Raw genomic sequence first — 15,413 nt, 5'->3', positions numbered from 1 at the left:
CAAGTCCGGCGGCAGCGCGAGGCGTTCGCCCAGCGTCTCCCGCGGCTCGTCGGTCGCGAAGCCCGGGCCGAGCGAGGCCACCTCGAAGAGGATCCCGCCCGGCTCGCGGAAGTAGACCGACCGGAAGTAGAAGCGGTCGATGACGGGCGTGATCTGCAGGCCGGCGGCTGCGACGCGCTCGCGCCATGCGCTGTGCTCGTCCAGCGTCGCGGCCCACGCGATGTGGTGGACCGTGCCAGCGCCGCCGAAGCCGCGCCCGCCGCCGCCCTCGAAGCGGATGAGGCTGCCGCGCCGGTCGCCACGCACCGAGAACGCGTCGTCGCCAGTGGACACGGCACCCAGCACGTCGGTCAGCACCGCCGCCGAGCGCCGCGTATCGGCGACCGCTGCGTAGACGGCGTGAAAGCCCTGCAGGGCGTGCTCGTCGGGCACCTCGGTCGAGCGCGCCTGAAGCGGCGCGTCCGGCACTTCGACCACGACCAGTTCGTGCGCCAACCCCTCCGGGTCGTAGAAGCGCAGAGCGCCATCCACGCGCGAGGTCGGCACGCCCTCGCCACCCAGCCGCTCGGCCCAGAAGTCCAAGGACGAAGCGCAAGCGACACGGTGCGCGATCCGGTGCACCATGCCGTTGCCCGCTCGCCCGGGCCGGGCGTTCGGGTACTCGAAGAACGTGATGTCCGAGCCCGCCGAGCCGGCCTCGTCGGCGTAGAACAGGTGGTAGACGGTCGGGTCGTCCTGGTTGACGGTCTTGGCGACCAGTCGCAGGCCCAGGATCCGCGTGTAGAAGTCGAGGTTCCGCTGGGCGTCGCCGGTGATGGCGCTGATGTGATGGATGCCCTGCAGCTGCATGGTCGCCTCCGACCGGGGATGGAGAAATAGTTGCGGCCGCAATCATAGCGCCGCGCACAACGGTTCGCCACTTCCCTTGACATGTGACCATTTAGTCACCTATCTTGGGCGCATGACGGATGACGACGACCGCGTGTTCAAGGCCCTCGCGGACCCGACGCGGCGCTTCCTGCTCGACCTGCTCTTCGCGCGTGACGGCCGCACGCTCAAGGAGCTCGAGTCCGAGCTGGAGATGACGCGCTTCGGGGTCATGAAGCACCTGCGCGTGCTGGAGGACGCGGGGCTCGTCGTCGCACGGAAGTCGGGCCGGGAGAAGCTGCACTTCCTGAACCCGGTGCCGATCCGGCTGATCCACGACCGGTGGATCGACAAGTACACCGAGCGCCGGGTGTCGGCGCTCGTCAACCTCAAGAGCGAGTTGGAGGACAACTGATGACCGAGACGACCCAGACCGGCGTGACGACCCACGTCTACCGCGTGTACATCAAGGCGACGCCCCAGGCGATCTGGGACGCCATCACCCAGCCCGAGTGGTCCCGGCAGTACGGCTATGGCGGCGACGTCGAGTACGACCTGCGCCCCGGCGGCGCGTTCCGCGCGCTGGCCAGCGAGGCGATGCGCGCCCACGGCGGCCCGGAGGTCGCGGTCGACGGCGAGGTCATCGAGGCCGATCCGCCCCACCGGCTGGTCCAGACCTGGCGCATGCTGATGGATCCCTCGCTCGAGGCCGAGGGGTTCACGCGCCTGACCTACGAGATCCAGGAGACGCCGGCCGGCACCAAGCTCACGGTGACCCACGAGCTCGACGGCGCGCCCGGGCTGGCGCAGCTGCTCTCGGGCGGGCTGGAGGCCGAGGGCGCGGGCGGCGGCTGGGCGTGGGTCCTCAGCGACCTCAAGTCGGTGCTGGAGACCGGCGGGGCGCTGGGGCCGAAGTGACCCGCGGGCGCCCGCGGCCGCTCAGGTGGTCGCGGGCGCCGGCGCCGGCGCCGGGCCGCCGCCCGGCGTGAACGCGCAGCCGCTGAAGTAGTCGCCCGCCGGCGAGGCCAGGAACGCGACGAGCTCGGCGAGCTCCTCGTCGGCCGCCGCGGGACCGGGCACGAGCGCCGTGGTGCGGACGCCGAAGCGCGACCACTCGATCGACAGCGTGCGCGCGGCGTTCTCCAGCGCGGCGCCGACGGCCGTCGCATGCTCGCCGGCGTCGGCGCGCGGCGCCACGAGGATCACCTTGCCGCCCTGCGCGCCCTCACCCGTCCACCGCGCGTTGACCGTCGCGCGGACCGCGTTCCATGCGCCGTCGACCGCGGTGCGCAGCGCGGCCATGCCGCCGCCCGCCACGAGGAACGGCGTCGCCGCGTCGACCACCAGCACGTCGATCGCGCCCAGCGTCGCGACCTGCGCCGCGACGGCGTCCTCGTCGTCGAGGTCGGCGGCCAGCGCCACGACCGTGGCACCGAGCTGCGCGACCCGTGCCGCCAGCGGCGCGCCGCCGCCGGCGACGCAGATCGTCACGCCGTCGAGGACCCCTGGCCGCAGCACGTCGAGCACGCCGCGGACCCTACAAGTACGGTCTGCGCCATGGAGCATCCGACGCCCCGCCCGGCCGACCTCCCGCTGCCCGGCGGCACACGCGCCGGCGGCGGCGTACGGGTCCACCCGCTGCGCACGGCGGAGATGAAGGCGATGCCGGACTTCTACGCGCGGCCCGCCGGCCCCGGGCCGCTCGCGATCATCCGCGGCATGGGCCTGCACCGCCCGCGCTCGCAGTGGTTCTGGGTCCCGATCCCCGCGTTCCTGATCGAGCACCCGCAGGCGGGGCCGATCCTGATCGACACGGGTATGCACGAGCAGGTCGCCACCGACGTCGGCGCGGCGCTGGGCCGGCTGGCCAAGATCGCGTTCACGATCGACATGCGGCCCGAGTGGGCGGTGCCCGCGCAGCTGCGCGAGCGCGGGATCGACCCCGCCGGCATCGCGCTGATCGTGATGACGCACCTGCACTACGACCACGCCAGCGGCCTGTCGCAGTTCCCGCGCGCGACGGTCGTGGTGGACGAGCGCGAGTGGGCGGCCGCCCGGCGCGGCCGGATCACCGACGGCTATCTCCCCCACCTGTTCCCGGCGACCCAGGAATGGCGGACGCTGCCGGGCGACGCCGACGAGGTCGACCTGCTCGGGGACGGCACGATCCGGCTGCTGTCGACCCCGGGACACACGCCCGGGCACCGCTCCGTCGCGCTCCGCCTGGACGACGGCACCGACATGCTGCTCACCGGTGACGCCGCGTACGCGCAGCGCACGATCGACGAGGATCTGCTCCCCGTGCTCACGTGGCGCGACGGCCCCTACCGCGCGTCGCTGAACCGCGTGCGCGACTGGATCGCCGCCCACCCCGGCGCGCCGGTCGTCACGGGGCACGACGCCGCCACGTGGCCGGCGCTGGCGCCCGTGTACCCGGTGCGCTAGGCGGCTTCCGACTCCTCAGGACGCGCGGCGGGCGGCCGCCGCGTGCGCAGCATCTGCTCGGTCTGCACCAGCTCGTCGAGCATCGCGTCGGCCGCGAGCTCCATGATCTCGTTGGGCTGCAGGCGCCCCTCGTCGTCCATGAACTGCGGGAAGAACGGGATGTTGACCGCCTCCACGAGCGGCAGCATCTTCAGCGTCGTGACGACCTGCTTGGTCATCTGCACCGCGCGCGTGCCCGCCGCGACGCCGCCGTAGCTGACGAAGCCGACCGGCTTGTGCTGCCACTCCTCGTGCAGGAAGTCGATGGCGTTCTTCAGCGGTGCGTTGAACCCGTAGTTGTACTCCGGGACGACGAAGACGAACGCGTCGGCGGCGTCGACCGTCGCGCTCCAGTCCTTGGTGTGCTGGTGGAGGTACTGGCGCAGCCGCGGGTGGTGGGGCTCGTCCATGAACGGCAGGTTCACCTCGGCGAGATCGACGAGCTCGATGTCGAACCCGCCGTGGGCGACGGCGCGATCACGGAACCACTCGGCGATCGGGAGGCCGGCGCGGCCGGGCCGGGTGCTCGCGACGATGATCTTCAGCGTGGGCATCGACGCACGAGGCTACCCGCGCTTTCGCGCCTTCCGAGATGCGCGGACAACGGGGATTCGAGGCCGCGCCCCGCCGAGCCACAGGCCACGCGTCAGCGCCAGCCGGTCCCGCGGGCTGGGTCTCACGCGAGCCGCCGACCACCGCCGAAACGCGACACCGATGCCCCGGAATCCGCCGATGCACCGGAACCTTCACCGTCCCGCCGGGGTTCCTGCTCGGATGCGTCGCTCCGCCCTCTCCCTCCTGCTCTCGCTCGCCGCCGTCGCCGCCGTCGTCCCGTCCGCGCACGCGCGCGTGCTGCTCGTTGCCGCCGGCGACGCCAACGCCACGCTGGTCGACGTCTCCTCGGGCCGCCTGGTCGCCCGTGTGCCGGTCTCCGGCCGGGCGCGCGCCGTGGCCGTGGCGCCCGACGGCGTCAAGGGGTATGTCGCCGCGGGCGCGGCCGTCGTGGCCATCGACCTCAACGGCCGTGCCCGGACCGGCGCCGTGCCGCTGACCGGCACGCCGACGGCCATGGCGATCAGCGCCAACGGCGCGCGTCTGGCCGCGGTGCGCAAGGGAGCGCTGGACGTGATCGACCCGGTCGCGCTGACCGTCATGCGCTCGGCCGACCTCGGCGCGCAGGCGCGCAAGCCCGCCGCCGTGGCGGTCTCGGCCGACGCGACGAAGGCGGTCGTCGCGCTCGACGGCAAGCGGATCGCGATCGTCGACCTGCTGGGCGGCGGCGTGCGCCGGTTGAAGCTCGCGGGCGTCACCGGCGTGGCCTTCGCGCCGACCGGCCGCAGCGCCTACGCGGCGACCGTGACGAAGAAGGGCGCGGGCCTGACCCGGATCGACACGGCCGCGGGCAAGCTCGGACGGACGATCGACACCGCGCGCGGGCCCGGTGGCGGCGTGGCCGTGACCAATGACGGCAAGCGCGTGATCGTCGGCGCCGGGGCGGCCTCGCGGGCGACGGCGGTCTTCGACCTCGCGGCCGGGAAGGTGACGCAGCGCCTGGCGACCGGCACCGGGCCCGGCCATCCCGCGGTCGCGCCCGACGGCGTGCGGATCTACGTCGCCGACGAGCACGCGGGGACGATCTCGGTCCTCAGCGCGCTCTCGTTCCGCAAGCTGAAGTCCGAGCGCCTGGTCAGCGGCGCGCATCCGACCGCGATCGCGGTCCAGCCCGGCGTCGGGCTCATCACCGGCACCGAGGGCCCCGACCGGCTCACCGGCACGCGCGGAGCCGACCGCATCGACGCGCTGGGCGGCGACGACACCAGCCTCGGCGGGCGCGGCTCGGACCTGCTCTACGGCGGCGCGGGGAACGACACGCTCGACGGCGGCGCCGTCAACGACAAGCTCTTCGGCGAGGACGGCGACGACCGGCTGTTCGCCCAGGCCGGCGACGACATCCTCGACGGCGGCCCGGGCAACGACTACGCCAACGGGGGCACGGGCAACGACGAGATCGACGGCTCGGCGGGCGACGACAGCCTCGACGGCGGCGACGGCGACGACGTGGTGCGCGGCGGTGACGGCAACGACGCGATCATCGAGCGCGGCCTGGGCAACGACGTCCTGCTCGACGGCGGACCGGGCAACGACTACATCGACGGCAGCCGTGGCACCGACGTCATCCAGGGCGACGAGGGCGACGACACGATCCGCGGCGGGCCCGGCGGAGAGAGCATCGACGGCGGCGACGGCAACGACACGATCGACGGCGGCACCGGCGGCGACACGATCTTCGGGCGCCTCGGCAACGACACGATCACCGGCGACGCCGGCCGCGACACGCTCTACGGCTCCGAGGGCGCCGACAGCGTCGACGGCGGCTCGGGCGACGACCGGCTCTCCGGCGGCGACGGCGCCGACGACCTCGTCGCCGGCCCGGGCGTGGACGTCGTCACGGCCGGCAGCGGCGCCGACACCGTGCGCGCCGCCGACGGCGACAGGGACTACGTCGACTGCGGGACCGGGCGCGACACCGTCTACGTCGAGCAGGACGCGCCGGCGCGCGACAGCCTCAGGAGCTGCGAGACCGTCGTGCCCGTGCCGGCCGAGCCGGCGTCCGACGCGCCACCGCCGTCGAACAACATCTTCGGGACGACCGGCCCCGACACGCTCCTGGGCAGCGAGGGCGACGACTCGCTGTTCGGCAACGACGGCAACGACGTGCTCTACGGCAACGGCGGCAACGACTACGTCGACGGCGAGAACGGCGACGACGAGCTGCACGGCGGCCCCGGCGACGACGCCATCCACGGGCGCGGCGACGACGACAGCATCCTGGGCAACGAGGGCGACGACTCGATCACCGGCGACCGCGGCAACGACACCATCAACGGCGGCCCGGGCAACGACACCATCTACGGCAACCTCGACGACGACACGATCGCCGGCGACGAGGGCGACGACCGCATCCAGGTCGTCGGCGGCGGCTTCGACCGCGTCTCCTGCGGCGACGGCAACGACACCGTCTTCGCCGACGCCACCGACGAGGTCATGCCCGACTGCGAGGACGTGCGGCGGTAGGGACGCGGGGCGGGAGGGGGCGCCCGCGTCGGGTGGGGGCGCCCGCGTCGGGTGGGGGCGCCCGCGTCGGGTGGGGGCGCCCGCGTCGGGTGGGGGGCGCCCGCGTCGGGTGGGGGCGCCCGCGTCGGGTGGGGGCGCGCGCGTCGAGGGACGACTGAATCTCGTACAGCGAGATTCAGTCGTCCCTCGATGTGCCAGCGGGGGCGCCGCGAGCGTCGAGGGCGTTCCGCGCGGACGCCCGGCAGACCACGCCGGGCGCGCCGGCGCCCGCGGACGACCGCACCCGGCGGCGCCACCGCTCACGCCTTCTCGTCACTGCCCCGAACCAGCCCCCGGGGCACCCCCGCGACCGCGCTGAACGCCACACGCCAGCGTCACCGCCGCCCCTCACCCCTACCGCAGCACCACCCGCGACCGCGCCGTACTCGTCCGCCCGTTGCCGGCCTTGTCGCGCGCGGTCACCGTGAAGCGCAGCGTGACCCGGCGGTGGCGTCGCAAGGAGCGCAGCAGCGGGCGGCGGGTGCGGGCGCTGACCTTGGCCTTGACGGAGACCGCTGCACCGGCCGCGAGCGTGGCCTTCGCGGTCGAGATGGTCACCCGCGAGACCACGGCCGCCCCGGCGCCGTTCTTGGTGCGCGTGACGACGAACGTGCCGCCGACGCGCACGTCGCAGGCCTCGTCGCACGACACGCGCAGCCGCACGACGCCGGTGCGCCATGGGCGCTGGCGCGACGCCGCGCGCAGACGCAGCACCGGCGCGGTCCGATCGGTGCCCGGTGCCTGCCCGCCGGGGGTGGCCGGGGCGGCCGCGGCAGGGCTGCCGGGCGCCGGCACGCACGCGCCGCTCTGCGCCAGGCGGGACACCGGGCCGTCGAGCGAGACCGCGTAGACCCGGCCGCAGGCGTCCTCGCCGAACGACACCAGCGTGGGGACGTGCAGGTCGGTGCTCGCGTCGCCGGTCGCGCCGCCGGGCGCCAGCGTGGCGGCGCGGATCGTGCCGCCGTAGGTGTCGGCGTACAGGTAGCGCCCGGCGAGGTCCGGCAGCGCGGGGTCGCGCACGACGTAGCCGCCGGCGAGCGAGACGAACGAGTCCGGCGCGGCGTGGGACTTCTCGAGCACGGGCATCGTGATGCCCGGCGCCGCTCCGGCCGGCGCGGTGCTGCCGAGCGGGTGCGCGCCCTCGAAGGCGTTCCACCCGTAGTTCGCGCCGGCGCCGCGACCGGGCGCGGCCGCGAAGTCGACCTCCTCCCACGTGCTCTGGCCGACGTCGCCGATCGTCAGGTCGCCGGTGGCCCGGTCGAACGAGAAGCGCCACGGGTTGCGCAGCCCGTAGGCGAAGATCTCGCGCTGGGGGAGGCCCGCGTTGCCCGCCGGGATCGTGCAGCCCCCGTCGCAGCCGTCGCCCGGCGCGGGATCGACCCGCAGCAGCTTGCCCAGGCGCGCGTCGTGCCCGGCGGCCGCGTCGTTCCACGCCGGGTCGACCTTCTGGGCGTTGCCGAGCGAGTCGTTGCCGTCGCCACCGTCGCCGGTGCCGATCCACAGCAGGCCGTCGGGGCCGATCTGCAGCTGACCGCCGTTGTGGTTGTCGAACCTGCGGTGCGGGATGCGCAGGACGGTGCGCTCCGTGCCGGGGTCGGCGTGCTCGTCGTCGGTGGCGCGCAGCTCGCTGACGACGAGGTCGGAGCCGGTCGATCCCGTCGCGGGCGGCGCCGTGTAGTAGACGTAGAACTTGCGGCTGGTGGCGTAGTCGGGCGCGAAGGCCATCGAGAGCAGGCCCTGCTCGCTGCCCGACGACTTCACCCGCGCGCCGAGGTCCAGGAAGGTGGAGCTCGTGCCGCCGCGGACGACGGCGATCCGCCCGCCGCGCTGCACCACGAAGACGCGCGTGACGTCGGCCGGCGGCGCGGTCACGTAGACGGGCGCGGCGAAGGTGCCGACCTGCTGGAGCGTCACGGCCGCGCCGGCGGGCGCCACCCCGAGCGCTCCCGCCGCTGCCGCCGTGGCGGTGGCCGCGACCGCGGCCGCGGCGAGCCCTGCCCGGAGGTTCATGCGGCCCTCTCTACCCGGGTGGGCGCCCGCGAACCTCAGGCCGTCGCGGTGCGCTTGCCCGAGCGCCGGGCCGCCCGGCGCTCCTCGCGCACGCGCGCCACGACGCCGCGGCGCCCGTGGGCCTCCAGACCGGCGTAGAGCACCTTGATCCCGTCGAAGATCTCGTTGGCGGTCGCCCGCATCTGCTCGCGCGTCGGGTCGGCCAGCTTCTCGTAGCGGAACGGATCGCCGAACTGGATCGTCACCTTCGGGAACTCCAGGCGCTTCCAGTTGCGCACCTTCGACGAGCCGTGGATCGCGACCGGCACGACCGTCGCGCCCGTCTGGAGCGCCAGGCGGCCGATGCCCGGCTTGGCCTCGTCGGCCAGCTTGCCGGTGCGCGAGCGCCCGCCCTCGCAGTACATCGCCAGGCAGCCTCCTCGCTCGAGGATCGTCGTGGCGGTCGTGATCGCCCTCTCGTCGCGCGCGCCGCGGCGCACGGGGAACACGCCGCCGTGCGTGTAGATCCACTGCGCCGGCGGGGCGAAGAGCTGGGACTTCGCCATGAACTGCACCTTGCGCCGGATGGCTCCCGCGGCGAAGAAGTGGTCCATGAACGAGAAGTGGTTGGGCGCGAGGATGACCGGCCCGGTCGGCGGCACCTTGTCGGTGCTGATGCAGCGGGCGCGGAAGAAGGCCCACGAGTACAGGAGCGTGGTCGCGCGGACCGCCTCGTAGACCCAGTCGGGCTCGCGCGTGCGGGCACGCTCGTGGAACCGGTCGAAGTACGTCGAGGGCCGCGGGTCCGTGTAGACCTGCTCCTTCATCGCCACCAGCTTGTCCTGCTCGGCCATGCTCTCTCCACCAGCCCGGATATGCGTGGCGGCATGGTACCCCGGTCCGAGGCGCGCCGATGCGTCACCGTTGCGGAGCCGCGCCGCGACGCAGGTCCACGCGGGGTGCGCCGCACCGAGGCTGTCCCTCCTCGGTGCGGCGCATGGTCCCCACGTGTGCTCCCGGCCGGTGGGTCAAGCCGAGCCAGGGAGCGGCGATCGTCCGGCACAACTGCGAGTCGTCGCAGGAGGAGACGGAGTGCGCTGTTGCGATGTCCCCCGGTCGATCACTTGTCCCCATGATGCGCCCCGAAGGCCGTCGGCTCAATCGCCAGCCGGTCGGAACATCGGGGTGGATGTTCCGCCCATCGGTCGAGGACCGGGTGACCGTCCGGTCTCCGGCCTATGTTCCACGCGCGACGCACCCGCTCGACGAGGAGGACCAGTGCCGGACATCGAAGCCCACATCACGGGCACCGTGTGGAAGATCGAATGCAAGGTCGGCGACAAGGTCGAGGAGGGCGACACCGTCGTGATCCTCGAGTCCATGAAGATGGAGATGCCGGTCGAGGCCGAGGACGAGGGCACGGTGAAGGAGATCCTCTGCGAGGAGGGCCAGGCCGTGAACGAGGGCGACACGCTCGTCCGGTTGGAGTAGCGACTAGCCTCCCGCCGCGAATGGCGGGCGAATTGCTGATCGACGAGCCGCTGGACGGAGTCCGGCGCCTCACCATCTCCAACCCGGCGAAGCGCAACGCGCTGGACCACGCGATCCTCGACGGCATCGCGGCGGCGGTGCGCGCGGCCGGAGACGACGGCACGCGCTGCGTGATCCTCACGGGCGCGCACGGGATGTTCTCCTCGGGCTACGACATCGGCGACATCCCCGAGGACGTCTTCGCCGCCGAGGCCGAGAAGCTCGTCGCCCACCCGTTCACCAGCGCGATCGACGCGCTCGACGCCACGGACGTCCCGACCGTCGCGGCGCTGCCGGGCCACACGATCGGCGGCGGCCTGGAGCTCGCGCTCGCCTGCGACCTGCGCGTCGCGCGCGACGGCATCATGGTCGGCATGCCGCCGGCCAAGCTCGGGCTCGTCTACTCCCACACCGGGCTGCGCCGCTTCCTGCGCGCCATCGGCGAGCCGCGGACGCGCCAGCTCTTCCTGCTCGGCCGCAACGTCGACGCGCGCACCGCGCGTCAGTGGGGCCTCCTGCACGAGGTCGCCGGAGCCGAGGACCTCGAGAGCATCGCGCTGGACTGGGCGGCCGAGCTGGCCGCCAACGCGCCGCTGTCGGTCCGCGGCAACAAGCGCGTGCTGCGCGCGCTGCTGGCCGCCGAGGGCCCCCTGGCGCCGGACGTCGAGGCCGAGCTGATCGCGCTGCGCAAGGCCTGCTTCGCCTCCGACGACCTCAAGGAGGGCGTCAAGGCCTTCGGCGAGAAGCGGCCCGCCCGCTGGCAGGGCCGCTGATGGCCCGCGCCTCCGCCAAGCAGGTCGAGGCGCTCGAGGCGCGCGTCGACACGCTCGAGAAGACGGGCCGCTACGACGAGGCGATCGAGGTCCTCGCCGAGCTCGAGCAGCTCACCGGCGACGACCAGCGCTGGCACGTGGCCTGGATGCACGTGCTCGCGGGCCGTCGCGCCGAGGCCGACGCGATCTGGGCCGCGCTGGAGCGCGAGCACCCGGCAGACCCGACCGTCCCGTTCCTGGCCGGCAGCGCGCACGCCGAGGCCGACGAGCCCGCGGTGGCCGCCGAGCTCTTCGCCCAGGCGCTGGAGCTGGCCCTGCGCGGGGCCGCCGACGGCGAGACGCTGCGCCAGATCGTGACGGAGCGCACCCGGGCGCTGACCGACGCCGGCCTTGCGCCCGGAGCGATCGACGAGTCCGCGCGCCTGGCCCTCGCGCGCGCCGCCGCCCAGGGCGTCGACACGCCGGTCGCGACCCCGTACTTCTCGGCCATCGAGTTCGCGCTGGCGGTCGAGGCGTGGCCGGGCTTCGCCGAGGACTGGCGCGACGACGGCCACGCCGGGTACGCGCTGGAGCTGGACCGCCGGATGCGCGCGATCGCCCCCAATGCCCCGCGGCGCCCCGTCGTCGTGCCGTTGACGGTGGAGATGGTGCGCGAGCGCGCCGCCGCCGAAGGCCTGGACGAGGAGGCGGCCGAGGCCCGGGCGCGCGTGGCCTACGAGATCGCCCAGGAGGGCGGCGCGATCCCCTGGCCGCCGGGCCGCAACGAGCCATGTTGGTGTGGTTCTGGCAAGAAGTACAAGAAGTGCTGCGGGCGGTGAGGCGGGGCTCCTGGGTCAGGCGGGCCGCAGGAACGCTCTGAGCAGCGCCACGCGGCGGAAGCCGAGGCGCTCGTAGACCGGCAGGCCGTCCGGGCTGGCCTGCAAGGTCGCGGTGCGCATGCCGCGCTGGCGCTCGGCGGCGAGGACCGCGAGCAGCAGCCCGCTCGCGAGGCCGCGGCGGCGCGCGCGCTGCTCGGTCGCGACGTACTGGACGCTGACGTCGTCGTCCACGGCCAGCGTCAGCGTCACGCAGGCGATCTCGCCGTCGACGCGCAGGCCGTGCGTCCGGATCCGGTCGTCGCGCAGCGCGGACACGAGCGGCTCGAGCTGGTCGACCCGGCCGTAGGCGCGGTCGTTGACCGCGCCGACGACCGCGAGCGAGGGCGCCTCGACGTCGACCGCGCGTCCCGGCGCGCCGGCGTCGAGGTCATCGAGCGCCAGCCCCAGGCACGGCATCGCGATCCCGGGCTCCTCGACGCGCCCCGGCGCCGTCGCGGCCACCGTCCACAGCGAGTGCGGCAGCTCCGGGTCGTCCGCGGGCGTCGCGCCGTCGAGCGGCACGACGGCCGCGTCGATCCAGTGGTTGTCGATCGCCGCGCCCACGTTGGCGCCGATCGCGTCCGGCCGGCGCACGGCGCCGTCGCCGCCCAGCGTCGCGACCATCTCCCCGAACCCGCGGATCGATCTCCGCGCCAGCTCCCTGTCGTCCATCGCGGCCCGAACGCTAGCGATCGGCCTGCCGACGACGTCCTCCGACCCGCTGCTGAGCTCGCCGGGCGCCTAGGAGGGGCGGTCCGCCGCCTCGTGGATCGCGGCGCGGATGTCGTCCAGGCCGGTGCCCTTCTCCAGGTACGAGTGGGCGCCGATCTCGATCGACGGGCCGGCCATCCGGGCGGCGCTCAGGCTCGACAGGCCGATGATCGACGTGCCGGGCGCGCGGTGACGCATCTTCGGGATCGCCTGCAGGCCGCCCATGCGCGGCATCGACATGTCGAGCAGGACGACGTCGGGCTGCAGGTCGGCCGTGGCCTCCACCCCTTCGACGCCGTCGGCAGCCTCCCCGACGACCACGATCGAGGGGTCGTCGGCCAGCGACGAGCGCATCAGGGCCCGGAAGCCCTCGGCGTCGTCGCAGAGCAGCACACGGATCGGATCGGCGGCAGCCACGTCCTCCACATCATCGGACGGTGAGCGCTTCTGCGCCATCCCCACTTCTGTGGATCGTCGCTCGGACGACCGTCCGGTCGCGTGCCTACTGTGCCGGGACATGCCGCCGCTGATTACCCGCGAAGAAGCCGCCCGCCTGGGAGAGGTCGAGGATCACGGGCAGATCCTCGCCCTCGTCGACCGGGCCTGGGAGGCACGGCAGGAGAGCTTCGGCGACTCCACCGACATGTGCTCGCTCGTCAACGCGAAGTCGGGCGGCTGCGCCGAGGACTGCGGCTTCTGCGCGCAGTCGCGCTTCGCCGAGGCAGAGACGCCGATGCACGCGATGATGGAGCCCGAGCAGATCCTCGAGCACGCCAAGGCCGCCGAGGCTGCGGGGGCGCACCGCTTCTGCATGGTCACGCAGGGCCAGGGGCTGTCCAAGCGCGACTTCGAGAAGATCCTCGAAGGGGCGCGGATGGTCGCCGAGCAGACGAACCTCAAGCGCTGCGCATCGGTCGGCCACATGTCGGTCGACCGCGCGAAGGCGCTCAAGGACGCCGGGATCCAGCGCGTCCACCACAACGTCGAGACGGCCGAGTCCTACTACCCCGAGGTCTCGTCGACCGTGCGCTACGAGGGCCGCCTGCGGACGATCGACGCGGTGCGCGAGGCCGGGCTGGAGACCTGCGTCGGCGGGATCCTCAACCTCGGCGAGACGCGGGCCCAGCGCGTCGAGATGGCCTTCGAGCTGGCGAAGATCGACCCGACCTCGGTGCCGATCAACCTGCTCAACCCGCGCCCCGGCACGAAGTTCGGCGACCGCGACTACATGGACCCGTGGGAGGTCGTGAAGTGGATCGCGATCTTCCGTCTGATCCTGCCCGCGGCCCTGTTCCGCCTGTGCGGCGGGCGCGTCGAGAACCTCGGCGACCTGCAGCCGCTGGCCGTCAAGGCGGGTCTGAACGGCGTGATGATGGGCAACTTCCTCACGACGCTGAACGCCAATCCCGCCGACGACCGCAGGATGTTCACCGACCTCGGGTTGAACATCAACCGCTTCGAGGACAACGGCGCCAACCCCCGCCCCGACAACCGGTCGGGCTGGCTGGAGGGCGAGACGCCCGACCTCGTCGAGGACTACCTCGACACGCTGGCCGAGGCCGAGAATTCGGCCCACCCACCCATCAAGATCACGACCTGGGACCCGGCGGCGCAGCTGCGCTACGCCAAGAAGGACAAGATCCCGCCGCGGCCCGACGGTGCGCCGAACCGGTGGCCGGGCGAGAAGCCCGCGGAGCCAGCCGAGCTCTCCGGCATGCCGTTCGGGCACTGAGCGCGACGAGCACGAGCCGAGCGCGAGCGACCCCGCCGCAGTGAGCGACATCGAAGCCCGCCTGGACGACCTCCGCGCGTCGGGGCTCTACCGGCGCATGCGCCACGTCAGCGGGCCCCAGGGGTCGCGCGTGGTGCTGGACGGCCGGCCCGTCCTGCTGTTGTGCTCCAACAACTACCTGGGGCTGGCCGACCACCCGCGGGTGCGCGAGGCGGCCGCGGACGCGGCGATGCGCTGGGGCGCGGGCGCCGGCGCGTCGCGCCTGGTGTCGGGGACGATGACCATCCACCGGCGTCTCGAGGAGGCGCTGGCGACGTTCAAGGGCACGGAGTCGTCGGTGCTGTTCGGGTCGGGCTACCTGGCCAACCTCGGCGTCGTGGGCGCGCTGGCGCGCCTCGGCGGCGCGGGTGGGCCTTCCGGGTCGGTCGTCTTCTCCGACGAGCTCAACCACGCCTCGATCATCGACGGCTGCCGCCTCGCGCGCGCCGAGACCTTCGTCTACGACCACTGCGACGTCGAGCACCTGGCCTGGGGCCTGCGCCACAAGCTCGGCCCGCCCAACCACCGCGCCGGCGTGATCGTCACCGACTCGGTCTTCTCCATGGACGGCGACGTCGCGCCGCTGGAGGAGATCGTGGAGCTGGCGCACCGGCACGGGGTCCGCACCGTCGTCGACGAGGCCCACGGGACCGGCTGCCTGGGCCCGGGCGGCCGCGGCGCGGTGGCCGACGCGGGGCTGGAGGGCCACGTCGACGTCGTGGTCGGCACGCTCGGCAAGGCGCTGGGCGCCTACGGGGCGTTCGCGGCGTGCAGCGCGGAGATGCGCGACTACCTGACCAACAGCGCGCGCTCCCTGATCTTCTCGACCGCGCTGCCGCCGCCCGCGGTGGCCGCCGCCCTGGCGGCGCTGGAGGTGCTCCAGGAGCATCCGGAGATGGTCGACCGGCTGCAGGCCAACGCGGACGCGATCCGTGACGAGCTGGCGCGCGAGGGCTTCGAGGTCGCGGGCTCCTCCACGCAGATCGTGCCGCTGGTGGTCGGCGACGCCGACCTGGCGATGCGCGTCTGCGAGACCGCGATCGAGGGCGGCGTCTTCGCCCAGGCTATCCGGCCGCCGACCGTGCCCGACGGCACGTCGCGGCTGCGCCTGGCGCTGATGGCGACCCACACGCGGGAAGAGCTGCGGGCCGCCGCTCGAACGCTCGGGCGCGCCGCGCTGCAGGCCGGCTTCCGGCCCGGCGCGGGCGTGCCCGTCGCCGCGGCGCAGCCCGCGGGCCATCCCGAGGAGCGGGTGGTCGCGCCGCTGGCGGGCGAGGACACGGCCGCGGCGGCGGCCTGAGGACCGGCCCGGCCGAC

At 73.9% G+C, this 15,413-nt stretch carries 16 protein-coding genes; 9 read left to right on the top strand and 7 right to left on the bottom strand.

What is annotated here, in order from left to right:
• The coding region (locus VK501_RS00710; protein WP_324333605.1) for a VOC family protein at positions 1-849 on the bottom strand (849 nt) is incomplete at its 3' end.
• A gap of 112 nt (positions 850-961) precedes the next feature.
• Between VK501_RS00710 and VK501_RS00705 the strand changes: the two genes are divergently transcribed.
• The gene (locus VK501_RS00705; RefSeq protein ID WP_324333603.1) at positions 962-1,282 is read left to right on the top strand and encodes a metalloregulator ArsR/SmtB family transcription factor; all 321 of its coding nucleotides are present in this window, start codon (positions 962-964) and stop codon (positions 1,280-1,282) included.
• Positions 1,282-1,785 (top strand): SRPBCC family protein, encoded by a 504-nt coding sequence (locus VK501_RS00700; RefSeq protein ID WP_324333601.1) that lies wholly within the window; start codon positions 1,282-1,284, stop codon positions 1,783-1,785. Before VK501_RS00705 ends, VK501_RS00700 begins: the two co-directional genes overlap by 1 nt.
• Before the next feature lie 21 nt (positions 1,786-1,806).
• Here the strand turns inward: VK501_RS00700 and VK501_RS00695 are convergent, their stop codons facing one another.
• Positions 1,807-2,394: a hypothetical protein gene (locus VK501_RS00695; RefSeq protein WP_324333599.1), complete on the bottom strand. Its 588-nt coding sequence runs from the start codon at positions 2,392-2,394 to the stop codon at positions 1,807-1,809.
• Between the two features lie 30 nt (positions 2,395-2,424).
• On the opposite strand from VK501_RS00695, the gene VK501_RS00690 reads away from it, so the two are divergent.
• The gene (locus VK501_RS00690; protein WP_324333597.1) at positions 2,425-3,312 is read left to right on the top strand and encodes an N-acyl homoserine lactonase family protein; all 888 of its coding nucleotides are present in this window, start codon (positions 2,425-2,427) and stop codon (positions 3,310-3,312) included.
• Here the strand turns inward: VK501_RS00690 and VK501_RS00685 are convergent.
• Positions 3,309-3,905, bottom strand: coding sequence for an NAD(P)H-dependent oxidoreductase (locus VK501_RS00685; RefSeq protein ID WP_324333595.1), 597 nt, complete (start codon positions 3,903-3,905; stop codon positions 3,309-3,311). The two genes, VK501_RS00690 and VK501_RS00685, sit on opposite strands and share 4 nt — an antisense overlap.
• Before the next feature lie 220 nt (positions 3,906-4,125).
• Between VK501_RS00685 and VK501_RS00680 the strand changes: the two genes are divergently transcribed.
• Positions 4,126-6,426 carry a hypothetical protein gene (locus VK501_RS00680; protein WP_324333593.1) on the top strand — a complete coding sequence of 767 codons (2,301 nt, stop codon included), beginning with the start codon at positions 4,126-4,128 and terminating at the stop codon, positions 6,424-6,426.
• A gap of 393 nt (positions 6,427-6,819) precedes the next feature.
• Here VK501_RS00680 and VK501_RS00675 read toward each other — a convergent pair whose 3' ends face one another.
• Positions 6,820-8,475, bottom strand: coding sequence for a PQQ-dependent sugar dehydrogenase (locus VK501_RS00675; protein ID WP_324333591.1), 1,656 nt, complete (start codon positions 8,473-8,475; stop codon positions 6,820-6,822).
• Positions 8,476-8,510: 35 nt separating this feature from the next.
• Positions 8,511-9,308, bottom strand: coding sequence for a lysophospholipid acyltransferase family protein (locus VK501_RS00670; protein ID WP_324333590.1), 798 nt, complete (start codon positions 9,306-9,308; stop codon positions 8,511-8,513).
• A 424-nt stretch (positions 9,309-9,732) separates the two neighbouring features.
• On the opposite strand from VK501_RS00670, the gene VK501_RS00665 reads away from it, so the two are divergent.
• Genes VK501_RS00665 through VK501_RS00655 form a run of 3 tightly spaced genes read left to right on the top strand, consistent with a single transcriptional unit; the run spans position 9,733 to position 11,575 of the window.
• Positions 9,733-9,945, top strand: a complete 213-nt coding sequence (locus VK501_RS00665) for a biotin/lipoyl-binding carrier protein (protein WP_324333588.1) — start codon at positions 9,733-9,735, stop codon at positions 9,943-9,945.
• A gap of 20 nt (positions 9,946-9,965) precedes the next feature.
• Entirely contained in the window at positions 9,966-10,757 is a 792-nt protein-coding gene (locus tag VK501_RS00660; RefSeq protein ID WP_324333586.1) for an enoyl-CoA hydratase/isomerase family protein, read from the top strand.
• Positions 10,757-11,575: an SEC-C metal-binding domain-containing protein gene (locus tag VK501_RS00655; RefSeq protein WP_324333584.1), complete on the top strand. Its 819-nt coding sequence runs from the start codon at positions 10,757-10,759 to the stop codon at positions 11,573-11,575. The genes VK501_RS00660 and VK501_RS00655 overlap by 1 nt, the downstream gene beginning before the upstream one ends.
• A 15-nt stretch (positions 11,576-11,590) precedes the next feature.
• On the opposite strand, the gene VK501_RS00650 is transcribed toward VK501_RS00655, so the two are convergent.
• Positions 11,591-12,286, bottom strand: a complete 696-nt coding sequence (locus VK501_RS00650; protein ID WP_324333582.1) for a GNAT family N-acetyltransferase — start codon at positions 12,284-12,286, stop codon at positions 11,591-11,593.
• A 69-nt stretch (positions 12,287-12,355) separates the two neighbouring features.
• Positions 12,356-12,742: a response regulator transcription factor gene (locus VK501_RS00645; RefSeq protein ID WP_324333580.1), complete on the bottom strand. Its 387-nt coding sequence runs from the start codon at positions 12,740-12,742 to the stop codon at positions 12,356-12,358.
• A 100-nt stretch (positions 12,743-12,842) separates the two neighbouring features.
• Here VK501_RS00645 and bioB point away from each other — a divergent pair, with 100 nt between their 5' ends.
• Entirely contained in the window at positions 12,843-14,057 is a 1,215-nt protein-coding gene (gene bioB, locus VK501_RS00640; RefSeq protein WP_324333578.1) for a biotin synthase BioB, read from the top strand.
• Positions 14,058-14,154: 97 nt separating this feature from the next.
• Entirely contained in the window at positions 14,155-15,396 is a 1,242-nt protein-coding gene (gene bioF, locus VK501_RS00635; protein ID WP_414641033.1) for an 8-amino-7-oxononanoate synthase, read from the top strand.
• Positions 15,397-15,413 lie beyond the last annotated feature (17 nt).

The sequence above is a fragment of the Baekduia sp. genome, from assembly GCF_035318805.1.
GTDB lineage: Bacteria > Actinomycetota > Thermoleophilia > Solirubrobacterales > Solirubrobacteraceae > Baekduia.
This window is presented reverse-complemented; position numbering and strand designations above follow the sequence as displayed.